At 45.1% G+C, this 19,003-nt stretch carries 16 protein-coding genes and 1 pseudogene; 14 read left to right on the top strand and 3 right to left on the bottom strand.

The window, feature by feature from the left end; all coding sequences use genetic code 11:
* Positions 1-116: 116 nt before the first annotated feature.
* The 3 genes and pseudogenes from QUA04_RS24095 to QUA04_RS24085 all read left to right on the top strand — a co-directional run.
* Positions 117-545: pseudogene (locus tag QUA04_RS24095) on the top strand (ISKra4 family transposase); the annotation flags it as partial.
* A 26-nt stretch (positions 546-571) separates the two neighbouring features.
* Complete coding sequence (locus tag QUA04_RS24090) at positions 572-1,435, top strand: trypsin-like serine protease (protein WP_333261730.1); 864 nt, start codon at positions 572-574, stop codon at positions 1,433-1,435.
* A gap of 145 nt (positions 1,436-1,580) precedes the next feature.
* Complete coding sequence (locus QUA04_RS24085) at positions 1,581-2,642, top strand: mannose-1-phosphate guanylyltransferase (protein WP_333261728.1); 1,062 nt, start codon at positions 1,581-1,583, stop codon at positions 2,640-2,642.
* Between the two features lie 114 nt (positions 2,643-2,756).
* On the opposite strand, the gene QUA04_RS24080 is transcribed toward QUA04_RS24085, so the two are convergent.
* Positions 2,757-3,341 (bottom strand): Uma2 family endonuclease, encoded by a 585-nt coding sequence (locus QUA04_RS24080; RefSeq protein WP_333261725.1) that lies wholly within the window; start codon positions 3,339-3,341, stop codon positions 2,757-2,759.
* A 315-nt stretch (positions 3,342-3,656) separates the two neighbouring features.
* On the opposite strand from QUA04_RS24080, the gene QUA04_RS24075 reads away from it, so the two are divergent.
* The 8 genes from QUA04_RS24075 to QUA04_RS24045 all read left to right on the top strand — a co-directional run bounded on the left by QUA04_RS24075 (position 3,657) and on the right by QUA04_RS24045 (position 10,972).
* Entirely contained in the window at positions 3,657-5,309 is a 1,653-nt protein-coding gene (locus QUA04_RS24075; protein ID WP_333261733.1) for an AarF/ABC1/UbiB kinase family protein, read from the top strand.
* Between the two features lie 259 nt (positions 5,310-5,568).
* Positions 5,569-5,775: a hypothetical protein gene (locus QUA04_RS24070; protein WP_333261722.1), complete on the top strand. Its 207-nt coding sequence runs from the start codon at positions 5,569-5,571 to the stop codon at positions 5,773-5,775.
* A 233-nt stretch (positions 5,776-6,008) separates the two neighbouring features.
* Positions 6,009-6,953: a UV DNA damage repair endonuclease UvsE gene (gene uvsE / locus QUA04_RS24065; protein WP_333261719.1), complete on the top strand. Its 945-nt coding sequence runs from the start codon at positions 6,009-6,011 to the stop codon at positions 6,951-6,953.
* Between the two features lie 357 nt (positions 6,954-7,310).
* Positions 7,311-7,982, top strand: a complete 672-nt coding sequence (locus QUA04_RS24060; protein WP_333261716.1) for an SOS response-associated peptidase — start codon at positions 7,311-7,313, stop codon at positions 7,980-7,982.
* A gap of 103 nt (positions 7,983-8,085) precedes the next feature.
* Positions 8,086-8,265: a heavy metal-binding domain-containing protein gene (locus QUA04_RS30035; protein WP_445242359.1), complete on the top strand. Its 180-nt coding sequence runs from the start codon at positions 8,086-8,088 to the stop codon at positions 8,263-8,265.
* A 167-nt stretch (positions 8,266-8,432) separates the two neighbouring features.
* On the top strand, positions 8,433-9,692 hold the full coding sequence (locus QUA04_RS24055) for a lipase family protein (RefSeq protein WP_333261713.1): 1,260 nt from the start codon (positions 8,433-8,435) through the stop codon (positions 9,690-9,692).
* Between the two features lie 95 nt (positions 9,693-9,787).
* Positions 9,788-10,108 (top strand): heavy metal-binding domain-containing protein, encoded by a 321-nt coding sequence (locus QUA04_RS24050; RefSeq protein ID WP_333261710.1) that lies wholly within the window; start codon positions 9,788-9,790, stop codon positions 10,106-10,108.
* 477 nt (positions 10,109-10,585) lie between these two features.
* Positions 10,586-10,972 (top strand): VOC family protein, encoded by a 387-nt coding sequence (locus QUA04_RS24045; protein WP_333261707.1) that lies wholly within the window; start codon positions 10,586-10,588, stop codon positions 10,970-10,972.
* Between the two features lie 113 nt (positions 10,973-11,085).
* Here the strand turns inward: QUA04_RS24045 and QUA04_RS24040 are convergent, their stop codons facing one another.
* The gene (locus tag QUA04_RS24040; protein ID WP_333261704.1) at positions 11,086-11,703 is read right to left on the bottom strand and encodes a CP12 domain-containing protein; all 618 of its coding nucleotides are present in this window, start codon (positions 11,701-11,703) and stop codon (positions 11,086-11,088) included.
* Between the two features lie 494 nt (positions 11,704-12,197).
* Here QUA04_RS24040 and glpX point away from each other — a divergent pair, with 494 nt between their 5' ends.
* The 3 genes from glpX (at position 12,198) to QUA04_RS24025 (ending at position 17,863) form a co-directional block, all read left to right on the top strand.
* Entirely contained in the window at positions 12,198-13,235 is a 1,038-nt protein-coding gene (gene glpX, locus QUA04_RS24035; protein WP_333065996.1) for a class II fructose-bisphosphatase, read from the top strand.
* A 145-nt stretch (positions 13,236-13,380) separates the two neighbouring features.
* Complete coding sequence (locus QUA04_RS24030) at positions 13,381-14,673, top strand: glutamyl-tRNA reductase (protein ID WP_333261701.1); 1,293 nt, start codon at positions 13,381-13,383, stop codon at positions 14,671-14,673.
* Positions 14,674-14,860: 187 nt separating this feature from the next.
* On the top strand, positions 14,861-17,863 hold the full coding sequence (locus QUA04_RS24025) for a UPF0182 family protein (protein WP_333261698.1): 3,003 nt from the start codon (positions 14,861-14,863) through the stop codon (positions 17,861-17,863).
* Positions 17,864-18,000: 137 nt separating this feature from the next.
* Here the strand turns inward: QUA04_RS24025 and QUA04_RS24020 are convergent, their stop codons facing one another.
* Complete coding sequence (locus QUA04_RS24020) at positions 18,001-18,783, bottom strand: hypothetical protein (RefSeq protein ID WP_333261695.1); 783 nt, start codon at positions 18,781-18,783, stop codon at positions 18,001-18,003.
* Between the last annotated feature and the right edge of the window lie 220 nt (positions 18,784-19,003).

Raw genomic sequence — 19,003 nt, 5'->3', positions numbered from 1 at the left:
AAAACATTGCAACGTAGTCTTCGTCAAAAAATCAAACAGGCTTCTATGAATAATGATTATATGATGACTGTTCTCAACTCCTTTTGTCAAGCTTGATTGAGATGCTCTTACCCTGAGTATGGAATATATTTAAGGAAATCAGTAGTGAACACCAGAGAAGAGAAATTCTCGATTGGTACCATCTCAACGAAAATCTTCAGAAAGTAGGCGGTTCAATTAAGCGACTTAAGCAAGCAGAAGCATACTTGTGGAAAGGAAATGTAGAGAGTGCGGCAGCTCTATTTACAAAGCTCAAGAACAAATCAGCAGTGAATTTTTGCAAATATTTAGAAAAGCACAAAAAAAGGATTATCAACTATGAAATCCTCTCTCTTGATGGCATCTGTTCAATTGGTTCAGGAGCGGTAGAATCAGGCATTAAGCAAATAGGCAGACGAATTAAAATATCTGGAGCGAGTTGGAAATCAGAACATGTGGGACAAGTATTAGCTCATCGTTGTGCTTACTTAAACGGCTTAATTGGTAATCAGGTAAAACCTGCATGAGTATAATTGCTCACTGCAAAAGTGACATGCTCCCATCGATAATTAGCGCTTTTCCTGACAGCAGTTCCCGTAAACCTTTAGCTTTAAATCAATATACAGGCGTTGCCTATCTGGATTCAACTTTCTGTACTGGTTCGCTGCTAATGGGAGGGTTGCACGTTCTCACCGCGGCCCACTGTCTGAATGAAGGCGGAGTTAAGGTTCCTGCTGAAACGGCAATTAAAGCAATATTTAAATTGCCTAGGGGTGAAGTTACCATCCCCGTTAGTAAATATTATATCCATCCGGGCTGGACTGGTTACGAATCGGAAGTTGGCAACGATATTGCTATTTTGAAGCTGAAAAAAGCCGCGCCGCCAAGTATCGAACAGTACGAAATAAATAGAAATAAAAATGAAGTTGGGAAAATATTGACAAAAGTTGGATATGGATATATCGGTTTAGGTGCAAAGGGACAAGATGAAAATTCTAATTCGGAGGCGAAAAGATATAGCGGACAGAATCGCTATGATGCTTTAATTGATGTTTTGAAAGATGCTACAGAATTAGATATGTCGGAATTGGTTTTGGGAAGTCAATTAATCTTTGATTTTGACGCGGGAACTAGCGAACACGATGCTTTGGGGAGGCATTTTCCGAGGTTGCGCGATCGGGGTTTGGGGAAAAATGAGATAGCTACGGCTAGCGGAGATTCCGGCGGACCTTCGTTTGTTGATGGGAAGATTGCGGGGATTAGTTCTTGGGGTTATAGCGATCGGGGATTTTTCAAAACAAACATCGCCGATATTGATAAAATTGACGACAATGGCAGTTTCGGGGAAATTTCCGGCGACACGCGGGTATCGTTTTATGCTAATTGGATTGACAAGATGACCAAAAATCCCTCCTAAGCATTTTTTAAATTTCTACTAAATAAAAAACGTAGCGCGTTAACGCCACGCTGCCAACAATTAATTAGTTCGATCAATAATATCACGATCGTTTCAATCCCTCAAGTGTCAGGCAAAATAGATTAGAACCGTTTAACTTCAAATCATGACCAAAACCTTAATTCCCGTAATTCTCGCCGGCGGTAAAGGCGAACGTTTCTGGCCTCTCAGCCGCAAGCAGCGCCCCAAACAGTTTTTGAGTCTCGACGGTAGCGGCAAGAGTTTGCTGCAAGCAACTGCCGATCGACTATTAACATTAGGTAACGGTTGGGACGATTTGTGGGTGGTAACGTCGGAAATGTTGGCGGCGGGAGTCCGCGAACAGTTGCCGCTGCTGCCTCCTGAGAATTTGCTGGCGGAACCGGAGGGTCGGGATACGGCGCCGGCGGTGGCCTGGACTGCTATAGAAACTGCGAAGCGTTACGGTGAAGATGCGGTTGTCGGGTTTTTCCCGGCGGATCACTGGATTGGGGAACCCGAGGAGTTTGTCAAGACTTTGGAGGCGGCGGCCGAGTTGGCGAAAAATCAGGATGCGATCGCCACTTTGGGAGTAAAACCGAGTTATGCTTCCACCGGCTACGGCTACATCGAACAAGGCGAGGAAATTGGCAGTTTTGGAGGTTTTCGGGCCTATCGGGTTGCCAGATTTACGGAAAAGCCCGATCGCACAACTGCGGAAGAATTTGTAGCCAGCGGTAAGTTTAGTTGGAACGGCGGAATTTTTGTATTTCGAGTTGGAACAGTCTTGACAGAATTGCGAAATCATGTACCAGAAATGATGGCAGCTTTGGAAGCAAAAGGCGCACAGGCTTACTCGGAATTACCCAAAATTAGCATCGATTACGCGCTGATGGAGAAGACGCAAAAAGCCTGTGTTTTGCCTGTAGGCTTTAGCTGGGACGATTTGGGTGATTGGAATGCGATCGGTCGTTTGCTGCAAGGAGATAAGCCAAATGTCGAATTAGCCAAACACGTCGGAATTGATACTAAGGGCGGCATTTTTTATGCAGCAGATGAGAATGAAGTCATCGTCACCATTGGTTTAGAAGATGTGGTAGTTGTCAGAGATGGCAATGTGACTTTGATTGTGAAAAAGGACAGGACGCAGGAGATTAAACAGGTAATTAAAGTGTTGGGAGAAGATGAGAAATTGAAAGATTTGCTGTGAAGGTGAGATGAGGCCGCACGACACGGATTCTGCAGGCGGATACACCAACTATTCATCGCTGTTTATCCAGGCATTCGTTTTTGAATCTGTGTTGTGCCTTACTATTTAATTTATTTACATAATTTCTTCTAAATTCAACACAAAACCAGGCAGTACATCTTCCCCTGATAGAGTGGCCGGATTTTCGATAATTTCAACATCTTGACCGGGGCGATAAATTTCAACACGCCGATTTTGCCTGTCAATTAACCAACCCAATCTAGCACCGTTATCTATATATTCTTGCATTTTCTCTTGAAGTTTTTTCAAGGAATCAGTCCGAGAACGCAACTCAACAACAAAATCGGGACACAAAGGAGCAAAACTCTCTTTTTGTTCGGGTGTTAAAGCATCCCAGCGTTCTTTTTTGACCCAAGAGGCATCAGGAGAGCGATCGGCACCATTGGGGAGTGTAAAGCCTCCCGAAGAGTCGAAAACTACTCCCAGTTTAGTTTCACGGTTCCAGACTCGGAGTTGAGATGTTAAATCGGCATTACGCCTGCTAGTTTCACTGCCTGTCGGTGGCATAATAATTAATTCCCCTGATGCTGTACGTTCAAATTGATAATCGCGGTTGTGCTGACAAAGCTGAAAAAATTGCTCGTCAGTTAAGTTGATGGATAATTCGATCGAGTTGGTAGGAAATTGGATGGCAATCATGTCTCTTATACGGTATTAAACACATTGAGAATCTGGTTTGTAATAACTTACTCATTCAATTCTTTGACACATCTTTTCAACTCAATAAATTTAATTATAAAAATATGATGTCTGCTTTAAATGTATATTACCATGAGGATTAATGCCACGGCCAAAGACCGATCGCCCCCACACCCCAAAATTCGTGAAGCGAAGCTATCCCGTAGGGAATCGCACTTTTTCCCCCAAGTTATTCCCCAAGACACTGGTCAGCCCGGTCAACAGCGCTATCCTAGTAGTTATATAGCCCTTAAACCCGATCGACCCGGAGGCCCCTTGTTTAGCCTAGTTCAAAACACTTCTCGCAAAGGAGAAATTCTAGAGGTCGTCTTCCGCAACGGTTGGGACTACATGAAAAGCCTCCTAACCGGCCGCAAAACCGACGCACCCAGTCTCCCAACTCCAGCAGTTCTCCGCAATATCCTCGTCGAATTAGGCCCAGTATTTGTCAAATTGGGTCAATTGCTGAGCACCCGTCCCGACCTTTTACCGGCCAGCTATATCGAAACTCTCTCCACGCTACAAGCGGAAGTGCCGCCCGTACCGTGGTCGCAAGTAGAAGCAATCGTCCGCCTGGAACTCACACAATCTCTCGAAAATACCTTCGCCAAATTTAACACCGAAGCCATCGCTGCAGGTTCGATCGCCCAAACCCACAAAGCTACTTTAAAAGACGGTCGCGAAGTCGCCCTCAAAGTTCAGCGCCCTGGTATTGATATTGTCATCGAACAAGATATCGCCGTGCTCCGAGGTTTGGCAGAACTTGTCATGCTCACAGACTTTGGTCAACAATACGATATTGTCGCCCTAGCTGAAGAATTTGCGATCGCCCTGCGTGCAGAACTAGACTTCATTCAAGAAGCCAGCTATACAGACGAACTGCGCCGCAATTTATCTAAAAGTAAATGGTTTGACCCCACACAAGTTGTCCTACCAGAAATTAACTGGGAGTTGACTACAAAGAAACTCTTAGTCATGGAGTGGCTGAACGGAGTCCCGATTTTGTTAGGCGATTTGCAAGGAATTCGCCAAAAAGGAGATGTAAATGCCGAACGCGAAGAAATTACCACGCTGCTTTGCCGCGTTTTCTTCCAGCAGTTGTACATCGACGGATTCTTTCACGCAGACCCGCATCCCGGCAATTTATTTTATCTCAAAGATGGCCGCATAGCTTTGCTGGACTGCGGCATGGTCGGCAGATTAGACCCGCGAACTCAGCAAAATTTGACCGAAATGTTGCTGGCAATTGTCGATTTAGACGCTCAGCGCTGCGCTCAATTAACTTTGGAAATGGCAGAATTTGCTCAGCCGACAAGTTTAGTTAATCTAGAGAACGATTTAGCTCGAATGCTCCGCAAGTATTACAATGTGAGCTTGTCGCAAATGAACTTGTCGGAAATTTTTTATGAGGTGCTGGAAATCACCCGCAAAAATAAAATTCGGCTGCCCAGCAATCTCGGTTTGTATGCAAAAACTCTAGCGAATTTGGAAGGACTGGCGCGCTCTTTTAATCCCCGGTTTAATATTGTAGAGCAAGTGAAACCGCTGATGACCGATATGTTTCGGCGTCAGTTATTAGGAGATGATCCGATCCAAGCTCTGCTGAGAACTGCCCTGGATCTGAAAAGCTTATCTTTGCAATCTCCGCGACAGGTGGAAGTGCTTTTAGACCGGGTTACTTCGGAAACTTTGAAGTGGAACTTGACCCTAAAAGAACTCGACCCGCTGCGCCGCACTCTGGGGGATTCTGCGAACCGACTTTCTTTTAGTATTGTCGTGGGTTCGCTGATTGTGGGGGCGGCAATTATTTCTTCTAACGCGCAAACTTCTCAGCTATCTTTTCTGAGCACTGGTTTGTTTGGGGCGGCGAGTTTTTTGGGTTTTTGGTTAATTATTAGTATTCTCAGGTCAGGGCGTTTGCGGAGTTGATTGAAAAGGGGCAATGGGGAAAATCAGGAGATATAGTAATCCTTTCGGGAAACGCGCAACTGGCTTTTTTGTGAAGGAACCGCGAAGACTCTCTTGATGCGAATGTTGAGAAGAGAAGAGAAAGATTTCACAATTTATGCCAGGAGTCCTATAGCATCCTCAACTATTAAGCCACATCTCTGACTTAAGATAGGCGATCGCCCGCAGCCGCTAAGTCTAAGCTAGAAATTGTTCCATAAACCTAATTGAGGAAAAAAAGATGAGTAGCGGTCACGCCAGCCATAAAGGCTCTTCCACAAAACCCAATACCAATACTAACGGTCAAATTACATCCCCTGAAGACCAACCCGCTGACCCGCTCAATCAAGAAACATCCGGTTATCCGTTCCATAACGAAGCAATGGAAAATCCTGTTGCCACCGCGCGGCCCGGCGAAGAGGCTGAGTCTGGCGAAGAACAGCAATAGTTATATCGATTAAATTGTCATCGATATGCTATCTGCGACGCGATTGATTAGATGTTTGATAAAAAGTAGGTTTGTACTAATTACATTTTGCACTTCCATAGTCCGCCAGGGATTTCAATCTAGGGCGGACTATTCAGCCAGGTGCAGTAATACCTAAAAACTTCTAGACTAAAAACTCAAGTCCTTACGAGAAACTTATTTAACATAAAATAAAAGTTAGGAATTATTACTCAATGAGCGGGATGAACCAAGTAGTGGAACAGGAAAAATTGCCGGAATTGGGATTAGTCTGTATTACCACATCCGATGCCGTTCGCTTTCGCACTGTGACGCGGAAGAGACTTTTACAGCTTTCGGAAACAGAACAAGAAACTGTATTGCGCGAGCTTTATACAGACAACTTAAAGCGGCTTGACAAAGCGATCGACTTCTGTTCCGTTAATCACATTAAGCTCTACCGCATGACTTCTGCACTGTTCCCTTTTGCAGATACAGATTTGGGGGAAGCAGTGCTACACTCAATGACCGAGGAATTGCAAAAGACGGGCGATCGCGCCCTCTCTTTGGGCATCCGCTTGGTACTCCACCCGGATCAATTTGTCGTCCTCAGTTCCGACAAGCTTTCTGTGGTTGAAAACAGCATTAAAATTCTCGCCACTCATGCTTTAATTTTAGATATGTTGGGTCAGCCCCGATCGCCCCAGGCACTGATGAACATTCACGGCGGCAAGAGCGATCGCACTTCGCAGCTCACATCAGTCATCCGCGACTTGCCAGAATCCATTCGATCGCGCTTAACCTTTGAAAATGACGAATACGCTTACAGTTCCTCGGAAATTTTAGAAGTTTGTCTCGATACCGGCGTACCAATGGTTTTTGACGCCCACCACCACGTCATCCACGAACATTTAGAAACTTACGACGATCCCAGCGTTGCCGAAATGCTCGCAGCAGCCCGCACAACTTGGTCTGTTCCTGAATGGCAATTAGTACACATATCGAATGGCAGAGAATTTTTTGCCGATCCGCGCCACAGCGATTTAATTACAGAAATGCCTAATTGCTATTATCAGGCTCCTTGGATTGAAGTAGAAGCTAAATTTAAAGAATTAGCTATTGAAAAGTTGCGCGCCGAATGGTTGTCTGCGAATGTTCCACAATTTAGCAACGTCTCGTAGGGTGGAGTTTTACCAACAATAATTGCCTAAAACCAATCATCTCGAAAACCCACCCGCACCCAACGGTAAATCGCAAGAACAGGCAAGATGCCTGTTCCACAAAGAATGGATTTTCGTGTGGGGTGTCCCGCCCGCCCGGTTTAGTCCGACAGTCCGACAGGGGTTTTTAACCCCTATCTCATAGCTCAAGCCCTGTAAAAAAGGACTAAAATAGATAGATATTGAGATCCTATTTCCAGTCGGTTTTAACCGACTTTAGCTTTGAGGCAGGGGTTTAAACCCCTGCCGGACTGCCGGATTACCCGACTGTCGAACTGTCGGAATCGATAAAAACCGCGTTAATACCAACTATAAATTATGTGCGGACGATTCACTTTAACTACTTCAGGTCAAATCATCGCCGAGTTCTTCAAACTGTCGGAAGTTCCCGACATCAAACCGCGATACAATATCGCCCCAACTCAATCAGTTGCCACAGTAACAGTTGAAACAAAAAAAATGCAGCGACAGTTTCAATTTATGCGCTGGGGTCTGATTCCAAGTTGGGCAAAAGACATGAAAATGGGCAGCAAGATGATCAATGCGCGATCGGAAACTGTAGCGGAAAAACCTGCTTTTCGCAGCGCCATCAAGCACAGGCGATGTTTGATAGTCGCTGACGGTTTCTACGAATGGCAACAGCAGGGAAAGAACAAACAGCCTTACTATTTTCAAAAGGCAGACGGCGAACCTTTTGCTTTTGCCGGTTTGTGGGAAAATTGGGAATCTCCTGAAAAAGAAAACATTGTATCTTGCAGTATAATTACTACGGATGCTAACGAAACAGTGCAGCCAATGCACGATCGAATGCCAGTGATTCTCCCCGACAGCGATTGGGAACAGTGGCTAGATCCTGCTGTTAAAAATGCTCAGGAAGTTTTGCCCCTGTTAAAGCCGTATGCTTCCGAAGCTATGAAAGCAAAGGCGGTAAGTGCGATCGTCAACAGTCCAAGTAGAGATACTCCCGAATGTATTAGCGATCGTCAATAAATCATTGGAGCGGACAAAACTGAGATAGTTTGAGTGTATCCGCTCAATAATCCGGGGTAAATCGCTCAACGATGCACCTCAAATGACGCAAAATCGTTCCTGAGTGGGTAGTCAGCCCCGAATTATTGAGCGGATACATCCATCTTATGATAAAATATGCAAGCGTGCTGGTCAAATGGACGCCAATGCGATCATTGGAGTGCGCTGCCAAACACAAGGCTACCTCCAGGGGGTTCTCGAAGTCCTCTGCTATGGCACAGCGGTGTTGGTCGCACCGCTGTAACCGGCTCCAGTACCATCATGCTGTTTGATTTAGCGGGGAACACAGAGTTTGATGTGCTAAATTCCAGGGAACGGATACTGGGATACTGTACCCCTTGCACAGTGGAAAAAAATTAGTGATTGAACACTAAATTGTTCACCGATGTCTTATAAATTGGAGAATTAATTATGCTTGGTAATTTTAGAGACAAATTTGGCAAACTGGGAACACAAGTTGGCGATATGACATTCACCAATTTACTTAGAGTCCAGCTACATGGGGTGCTAACCGGAAATCACTTTGACAAATACTACTTTGATGCAAAAGCAGAGAATTATAGTAATTACAATGCTTATTCATTAGCACTAGCTAGTTTTTTAGCTTATTTGTTAAATAGTGAGCAGTCAGGAAAGCTCCAGCTAGACAAAAAAGCTATAGAAAAAGAAATAAAAAGAATAGACCAACAAAACTCACAACAAGCCGAAGAAATCTATACCAAATTAGAGAATTGGTTGAAAAATTTTCCAGATAGTTACTTTATTACGGGCAACGAATTCGGTTTAGCTGGGAAACAGGGACTCACTGTTCTTTGCTCAAATAGTCAAGCTCTAATCCTCAAAAACGATGAAGTAATTATTGTCGCTTTTCGAGGGACTCACGAGGTAGCTGATTGCTTCACCGATCTTCAATTGATCCACTCTAGGCAATTTGCTGATGGATTCGGTGTACATAACGGATTTTATGAATCTATGATGTCCGTTTGGCCTGAGGTGTGGGAACAGATTAAACCAGAAGCAAGGGGAGAAAGAACACTCTGGATTACAGGACATAGCTTAGGAGCAGCTCTAGCAAAACTGGCTGCTGCTATGTGCCTCTTTGACGAAAAATACAATGAGAAGATTCCTAATGGTTTGTATACCTACGGGCAGCCCAAAGTTTGCGATCATAAATTTGCCACAGTATTTGACGAGAAGTTTAAACACCGAACATTCCGTTTTGTTAATAACAACGATATAGTGCCTTTTCTTCCCCTTGGCCCTTCAGATTTTGAGCTTAAGCTGCCCAATGTCTTCCATTCTATCCCCAAGTTCGACTATACACTACTCAATACTCTTTTCATCATTGACTACCACCACTCTGGACATTTCAAATTATTTGATGGTAATGGCGATCTTCAAGATGAGAGCTTTGGGATTGTCGATAAGTGGTTAGACAGGGTGACTGGATACCTCAAGAATTCATTTAAACTCGATCCAGGTTCTCTGAAGATCGTGCTTTCATTAAATCCTCTTGAGATTATGAAGAGTATAATGTGGCGTGCAATAGAACGCCATGATGGCATATACGATCATTTTATAGCTCAATATGTTATCAATTTGAAAAAACATCTCGACAAGTGGGAAAAAGAACATCCATCAGCCGCTCCTAGTTCACCAGAAAGGGGTTAAACTAGCGAAGTCTTGGTGATGTTAACATCACCTCCGCCGAGTATACTATGGCGTAAGCGTCCTCGGGCGCAACATATGCAAGGAGAAGTGACATTATGATGACATCAACGACCAGTGACATTGCAGGCTTCGTAGTTGTGCGGAACTTAGGCGTCGTGGACGCCTTAACAGTGAACGCCGTCGGAGCCGCCGGCAATGTCCTAGGCGGTCTCCAAGCCCTGACGGGCGGCAAGCTCAGCGCCTACTACGAGCTTGACGAAAACACGCGCAAGGAAGCCTTTAATAAAATGTGCGAAGTTGCTAGCGGAAAGGGTGCCAATGCAGTCGTGGGCGTGCGTATCCAAACACAAGGCTTCGCCCAAGGGGTTCTCGAAGTCCTTTGCTATGGCACCGCGGTGTTGGTACAACCGCTGTGACCGGCTCTAGTAGCCATCATGGGTCGTGCGTCAAAAAACTGTGGGGTAGGTAGCTAGCTCATTCCAAGCCCATCCCCAAGGCGTTAAGCCAGCCCCTTGTGCTGCTGTAATTCCTAATCGGCTGTTCTGCCAAAGCCAGTTATAGCAACGAACAAGAGGCTTAGGACAACGATCAATTCACAAAGTACGCTGCGTCTAATGCTGACTTGTCCTAACAGATTTGGCGACTGCTATCCCGATAGTGAGTGCTGGGTATCCGCTCAATAATTCGGGGCGGACTACCCACTTAGGAACGATTTTGCGTCATTTGAGGTGCATCGTTGAGCGCTTTACCCCGGATTATTGAGCGGATACGTTTGAGTTATGATGTAAAATAATGTTTGAGTTGTAGCTCGGGTTTTCTAAGGATCAGTTTAACTCAGTTGTTATTTGCTCAAACATTCTTTTAATCTTAACATCAGTTAAAAGACAAAAAATATGATCGGATACGTTACACTGGGCACCAACGATATTGAAAGTGCCGCAAAGTTTTATGATGCTTTGCTTGCTGAAATTGGCGCTCGACGATTCATGGAATTCGACGGATTTATCGCATGGAGTGTTTCTCCCAATGGACCAGCACTTGCTATTACAAAACCATTTGATGGTAATAGAGCAACTGTGGGCAATGGAGTAATGATAGCTCTTCAAGTTGACAGTCCAGAAAAAGTCAACTTAGTTTATAACAAAGCGATCGAACTTGGGGCTAAGGATGAAGGGCCAGCAGGACCAAGAGGCGTGTTACCGGGGTTTTATGCGGGATATTTTCGCGATCTTGATGGGAACAAGCTGAACGTTTTTTGTATGACTCAACCAAACACTTAAGATTTTTATTTTTCGTGAGGTTCGCCGAAAAAAAGCTATTTCCTGTCGTTAGCTATTAGTTATCAATCCATAAATAAGAGTTGATAACTAATAACTAATGGCTAATGACTAAATTAACTGTCGTACATCCGGGCTTCAGCCGCCTCGGGATTTTCCTCGCAATACTCGTCAAAAGCCGTTTTTTCAAGTTTCATCGATCGCTGGTGAGAAGCCTCAGCCTGCATTTCCTCTACAATATCCCACGCTACCGCGCACTCTCTAGAGGTAGCGCCTTTCTCGGCACAGATAGTTCTGGCATCCGCGATCGCCTGTTCGATTTGTTCGTCAAATAAAAGACTCTTCGGCTTCTCGACAAAATCGCTTTTTGTCAATATATCCGTGACCGAAATAATGCCCACTAGCTCGTCCTTAATCACCGGTGCCCGGCGGATGCGGGTATTCGCGAACAACCTAGCGACATATTCCACGCCCAAGTCAGGATTGACCGTAATGCAAGGTTTGGTCATAATCTCGAAGACGCGGACTTTTTTCGGGTCTACTCCGTAGGCTGCTACTTTATAGACAATATCTGTTTCTGTCACAATGCCGTAGGCATCTTGTTCGTGGCGGCGTTCCACAATTAACGCGCGCAAACACAGATCGTTCATCATCGCCACTGCTTCAGCTACAGTTGCCGAACCGCGAATGGTAACAACATCTGTGGTCATAATATCTTGGGCTTTCATCATCATTTTTTATTCCTTTCCGCTTATAAAGTCTAGTGCGTCCCGATTTGGGGCTGTCCATTTGATTTGTGATCATCATTAGGACTTACCCTCAGAAACCCGGTTTCTACCAAAATATTGGGTTTAGTAACGATGAATCCGGTCTAGCAACCAGGTTGGTGAGAAATCGTGCGATCGCAAACTAATCATAAAACCTTTAACGGCACTCGGGATGACAAGTTGCCTGAAACCGCCTATCGCTCTTCCGGAACCTCTGGAGTCCGCGATTTAGCCCTCAGACGGGGCTAGCGTGCGATCCTCCAAGCAAGAATGAAGTATTGGGGCGATCAATCTCTGAGCTTGTTGGGATCAGATTTTCCAGCCCCAGTCTCAAAGAAGCAAAAGTTAACACAAACTAAGCAACTGCTTGCGCTCGCACAGATCCCCGCCTCTGATAAACTTGATGGCTGGGAGTGCAAAAGAGCACAAGGCACGCATCAGCAGTTGGGAGGATCTAGTTCGTGGACAATGTAATCGGTTTAGAGATTATCGAAGTAGTTGAGCAGGCAGCCATCGCCTCCGCTCGCTTGATGGGCAAAGGCGAGAAAGATGAAGCCGACAGAGTGGCTGTAGAAGCCATGCGGGAGCGCATGAACAAAATTCATATGCGCGGCCGCATCGTGATCGGCGAAGGCGAACGCGATGACGCACCCATGCTTTACATCGGCGAACAAGTAGGTATTTGTACCCGCGAAGATGCCAAAGATGTCTGCAACATAGATGAATTGATCGAAATTGACATCGCTGTTGACCCCTGCGAAGGTACTAACCTGGTCGCTTACGGTCAAAACGGTTCGATGGCAGTTTTGGCAATCTCTGAAAAAGGTGGTTTGTTTGCGGCACCGGATTTCTACATGAACAAATTGGCTGCTCCTGCGGCTGCTAAGAATCATGTAGATATTCGCAAAACGCCGACTCAAAACCTCAAAATTATCTCTGATTGTCTCGGCCGCAGTATTGAAGATTTGGTGGTGGTGGTCATGGATCGCCCCCGACACAAAGATTTAATTAATGAAATTCGGCAAGCGGGTGCAAGAGTTCGGCTGATCAGCGACGGCGACGTTTCGGCAGCGATTTCTTGCGCGTTTTCTGGTTCCAACATCCACGCACTTATGGGTATTGGCGCAGCACCCGAAGGTGTGATTTCCGCAGCAGCAATGCGCTGTTTGGGCGGTCACTTCCAAGGGCAGTTAATTTACGATCCGGCTGTCGTAAAAACTGGTTTGATCGGTGAAAGCAAAGAGAGCAATATTGCCCGCCTGAAAGAGATGGGCATCACCGACCCGGACAAGATTTACAATGCTGAAGAGCTGGCATCTGGAGAAACAGTTCTGTTTGCAGCTTGCGGGATTACCCCCGGAACGCTGATGGATGGAGTTCGCTTCTTTGGCGGCGGCGCTCGCACTGAAAGTTTGGTAATTTCTTCTCAGTCGAAAACAGCTCGGTTTGTGGATACAATCCATATGTTTGACCAGCCGAAATCTTTGCAATTGAATTAGTGATTAGTTAGTTGTTAACAGTTAAATGTTAACAATTAACAGTTAACGGTTAACAGTCACCAGTGATTAGCAATTAGCGATAAACTAAGAACTAATAACAGGTGACTGTTAACAACTAAGAAATAAATAGTGACAAATCACAGATATGAATATTGCAGTCGTAGGTCTCAGCCACAAAACAGCGCCGGTAGAAGTTCGCGAAAAACTGAGCATTCCAGAACAGAAAGTTGAAGCGGCGATCGCCCAATTGCGAGGCTACCCGCACATTCAAGAGGTTGCCATCCTCAGCACTTGCAACCGCTTAGAGATTTATATTGTTACCAGCGAGTCGGAGCCTGGTGTGCGAGAGGTTATTCAGTTCCTTTCAGAATGCAGTAAAGTTCCTTTGCAGTCTTTGCGCCCTCACCTGTTTATTTTGCTGCACGAAGATGCGGTGATGCACTTGATGCGAGTGGCTTCTGGCCTCGACAGTTTGGTGCTCGGAGAAGGACAAATTTTGGCTCAGGTGAAACAAACTCACAAACTCGCCCAGCAGTACAAAGGTGTAGGCAGAATTTTAGAGCGCTTGTTTAAGCAAGCTCTCACAGCAGGGAAGCGAGTTCGCACGGAAACTAGCATCGGTACCGGTGCAGTCTCGATCAGTTCGGCGGCGGCAGAATTGGCTCAAATGAAGGGTCAGCATTTAGCAAGCAGCAAAATTGCAATTATTGGTGCTGGCAAAATGTCGCGGCTTTTGGTGCAGCATTTGCTCTCAAAAGGAGCGAGCAATATTTCGATCGTTAACCGCTCTGTGCGGGGCGCCCTGGAGTTGGCCGGTCAGTTTAAAGATGCTCAATTGCACCTGTATCAGCTCTCGGAAATGATGCAGGTAATTGCTAGTTCAGACTTGGTTTTTACCAGTACTGCAGCTACCGATCCTCTGTTAAATAAAGCTAAATTGGAAGCGGTTTTAGACCCGAATCGCCCTTTGATGTTGGTTGATATTTCTGTGCCACGCAACATTGACTCAGATGCGAACGAACTCGCTAATGTGCGATCGTTTAATGTGGACGACTTGAAAGCAGTGGTAGCTCAAAATCACGAAAGTCGCCGCAAAATGGCAATGGAAGCTCAGGGCTTGCTGGAACAGGAAGTAGAGGCTTTTGATCTCTGGTGGCGCAGTCTGGAAACTGTTCCTACTATTAGCTGTTTGCGGGATAAGATAGAATTGATTCGGGAACAAGAGTTAGAAAAAGCTTTATCGCGTCTGGGTTCGGAGTTTTCGGAGAAACATCAAGACGTGATTGAATCTTTAACAAGGGGGATTGTGAATAAGATTTTGCACGATCCGATGGTACAGTTACGCGCTCAGCAGGATATTGAGGCGCGACGACAAGCGATGCAAACTTTGCAAACACTGTTTAATTTGGATGTGGATGTCAATCAGCAGTACAGCTAGTTTGTGATTAGTCATTAGTCATTAGTCAGTTGACAGGAAAGCAGCAGTCATATTATGTCCGGTCAATTACCCTTAATAAAAATGCCTCCAACCCTTGCGGCAAAAGCATCGTTCGGCATGGGTAATTGCTCGGACTTGATATCAGTTATCATTTAACCAATAACTACTGACTAATAACTAATGACTAATGACTAATAGGCGAATTTATCAAATAATGCTACTAATTGCGGGCCTATGGCTGGTTGTAGAGTTAGCCTCCCGCATAGCAGCAGAAATTCTCTGGTTTCAGGAAGTTGGATATCTTCAGGTTTTTCTGTTAAAGCTGAAAACTCAAGGGTTGCTGGGGGCGATCGCAATTGCTGTTTCTTCTGTCTTTTTGCTGGGAAATTTGGCTTTAGCCCGCCGCCTGCAACATCCCGCAGAGGAAGGAAAATCGCCCGTTGTGGGGGCGCTATTCGCTTCACCGAGAGCGAACAACACCGGGAAGAATTACGAAATACCTGTTGCTAAATCCCAAATTAGCTTGTCCTGGCTGCTTTTGGCAGTATTCGGATTGAGTTCGATCGCAACTTTTATAGTAATTCACTGCGGGCTGTTAGCTGCAAACAGCCTCACCTATTTCGGTATAGCTGGCAATTTGCCTGCACCGCCCGTGCAGTTGGGAATTGAGTCAATCCAGCAAATAGCAGTGCAGCTATTTTCTCACTGGTGGCAGTTGGGCTTGCTGCTGGGAATAATTTTAGCTGTGGCAATTAAGCCTGATTTTTGGCTGCGGGCGATCGCCCTTTTTCTCAGTTTGGCGATCGGGCTGATTGCCGCGAGTCGCTGGACAAATGTTTTGCAATATTTTCACCCTATTAATTTTAACACAACGGACCCTCTTTTCAATCAAAATATTAGCTTTTATGTATTTATTTTGCCAATCTTAGATTTGCTAGGATTCGGGTTAACAGTTGTATTTTGGTACAGTTTAGTATCTTGTGCTTTAACATATTTGCTGTCAGGAAATAGCCTGAGTCAAGGGATATTTTTGGGGTTTTCTCGATCGCAGCAGCGGCACTTGTACGGGTTGGGTGCAGCTTCAATGCTAGCCGCCGCATTCCGCTACTGGCTGGGGCGCTACGCATTGCTGTATTCGCGGGGAGACGTTACTTACGGGGCGAATTATGCTGACGTGACGGTGCGGCTGCCCTGGTATGGATTTTTGAGTATTTTGGCGGGGGCGATCGCACTTTTGATGCTGTGGCAGGTTTACCAATTCCAAATTAAAAATGAACTCATAAAAAAAATTCTTTTAGCATGGGTGACTTTAACTTTTGTGGGAGGTTGGCTGCTGCCACAAATTGTGCAGCAACTCCTAGTTCAACCCAACGAACTAGCACGAGAAAAGCCGTACCTCCAGCGCAGCATAGCCTTAACTCAAGAAGCCTTTGACCTCAACAATATAGAAATAAAAACTTTCGATCCCGCCGGAAAACTTACTTATGCCGACTTAAAGAAAAATCAACTTACTATTAGCAACATCCGGCTATGGGACAAGCGACCGCTGCTGCAAACCACCCGACAGTTACAGCAAATCAGACCCTATTATACATTTCCTGATGCCGATATCGAGCGCTACACAATCAAAAATGAAAAAGCAAAAAAGGGAGATTCTGAAAGCCAACAAGTGTTTCTGGCAGCGCGGGAATTAGATTACACAGCAGTTGCCCCCGAAGCTCAAACTTGGGTGAACAAGCACCTGGTTTACACTCACGGTTACGGCTTTACTCTTTCTCCGGTAAACACAGTCGGTGTCGGCGGTTTACCCGATTATTTTGTCAAAGATATTGGAGTTGCAGCCCAGACAGGAGAGACTGCTTTGGGAGTAACTAGCGATCGAATTCGGGCCAGTATTCCGATCGGCTACCCGCGAATTTACTACGGCGAAATCACCGATACAGACGCGATGGCGCCCACAAAAGTCGAAGAATTCGACTATCCCAGCGGCGAAGACAATGTTTACAATACTTACAGCGGTAGGGGGGGAATAGCGATCGGTTCTATGTGGCGCCGCTGGCTGTTTGCTAATTATCTCAAAAATTGGCAAATGGCGCTGACGCGCAATTTTACGCCAGAAACTAAATTACTGTACCGCCGAAATATTAACAAAAGAGTCCGGGCGATCGCTCCTTTTTTGCGCTACGATTCCGACCCTTATTTAGTAGCAGCAAATGCCAATCTTACCAAGGATGATATAGAAAAAGATCAAGATAAAAATGGCAATAAGATTAAACCTTCACCCTCGGCTACGGATAAATCTCCCAACTATCTTTACTGGATTATCGATGCCTATACAGCGAGCGATCGTTATCCCTATTCTGACCCCGGAAATCATGAGTTTAACTACATCCGCAACTCCGTTAAAGTAGTGATTGATGCCTACAACGGGTCTGTTGACTTCTACGTTGCCAATCGATCCGATCCGATTATTAACAGTTGGATTGCTATCTTTCCCGGACTCTTCAAACCCCTTGACAAAATGCCTCCGGCTCTCCGCAAACATATCAGATATCCAGTAGATTTGTTGAGCATTCAATCAGAACGCTTGCTAACTTATCATATGGAAGACCCCCAAGTATTTTACAATCGGGAGGATTTGTGGCGAGTTCCCAATGAAATTTATGGCAGCGAACAGCAGCCCGTAGCACCGTATTATTTGATTACCAAACTGCCAACTGAAAAAGCCGAAGAGTTTATTTTGCTGCTTCCCTTTACACCAGTAAGTCGTAACAATTTAATTGCTTGGATTGCAGGGCGATCGGATGGTGGCAATTACGGAAAATTGCTGCTGTATCTGTTCCCCAAACAGCGATTAGTTTACGGCCCGGAACAAATAGAAGCTTTAATTAACCAAGATCCGGTTATTTCCGAACAAATTTCTCTCTGGAATCGCGAGGGTTCAAAAGCAATTCAAGGAAACTTATTAGTAATTCCCATTGAACAATCTTTACTGTATGTCGAACCTCTTTACTTAGAAGCCGAGCGCAATAGTTTACCAACTTTAATCAGAGTTATTGCTGCCTACCAAAACCGCATCGTCATGGCAGAAAATCTTGACTTGGCACTCAAGGCACTTTTTCAGCAACAATCTACCACTAAACCCGCAATTGTGCGACCTGTAGAAGGAACTGAACCAGCTTTAAAATAGTGAATGATATCAATTCCGGTTACACTCCTCATGATTGTTGACTGTTGACGGTTGACAGTGAACAGTTAACCGTCAACAGTCAACAGTCAACAGTCAACTCGATTTTATTATTCCGATGCAACCGGAAACGATATAAATTACTGGGATTTCTGTTCGCTAGCCGCCTTAATATCCTGCCACCAAACATCGACATAGGGCCACATCAATCTCTTGTCTGCTCCAGAATCTAGTTTCACTGTCACCTCATAACGGTTAATATGCGTGAGCTCGCCAGTTTTGCCATTCAAATACAATTGTTTGGGATTGTCGGTGATAATTTCTACCCTTTGATTCAACAGTGGCAGGCTCTGGGTAGAAGAACCCTGAAACGGATTTTTGCCTTTGATCGCATAGCCACCAATCAAAAATAAGTACATTGAAGCTAGAAAAAATACTGTACATAAACCCACAATTACCAGTGTTTTTTGTTGTGAAAAACTGGTATAAACGCTGGCAGATCCTACGCTCATAGTTCCAAAAAACAACAAATTTGGCAGGTACAGCCCATCTTCCAGAAACACGCTACCAAAAAATATGAGGGCTACCTGAAAACCAAATAATGCAGCCACCCAACTCCAGCCAGTTAGCAACGATGCAGATAGTAGCCAATTCATTGTTATAGTAAGGGCGATCGCCATTGCTATTGCCCCAAGTGGTGCTGCATAATCGTACTGTCTGAAGGGAAGAAGAACGAAAAATACTAAAGCATAAGCAAAACCCGCCAAAGCCAATGCTAATCCACTAATTATTTCGTTCCCGTTCAGCATGGCGATGGATTTGTAGAGAACTAAAGTGAAGCGTTCATCTTCTGTGGTGATAGTAGCCGTTGAAAATTCCCAGCGGACTAAGGCCAGAAATTCTAACCGTAGGGTGCGCCACAAGAACCTTACCCCTATATTTAGGGGAGGGAACTAATTTGTGAACCAAGCGTGCTATCCCAGTTTCCCAAGGTGCAAGATTAACGATGACCGAAACCACAAGTCAGCCGGATCAGAAGGTGAAATTTTCAGAAAACCAGATTATTTAGGGTTTGCTGAATATATCGATCGCGTGTTACTTAGCCTGGGTTACGCGATCGCGCGCTCGAGAGTAAAGTGCAAG

Origin of the sequence: Microcoleus sp. S13_C5 (assembly GCF_036700845.1) — a bacterium.
Lineage (GTDB): Bacteria > Cyanobacteriota > Cyanobacteriia > Cyanobacteriales > Microcoleaceae > Microcoleus.
The sequence above is the reverse complement of the archived record's forward strand: the minus strand, read 5'-3'. Positions and strand labels throughout refer to the sequence as shown.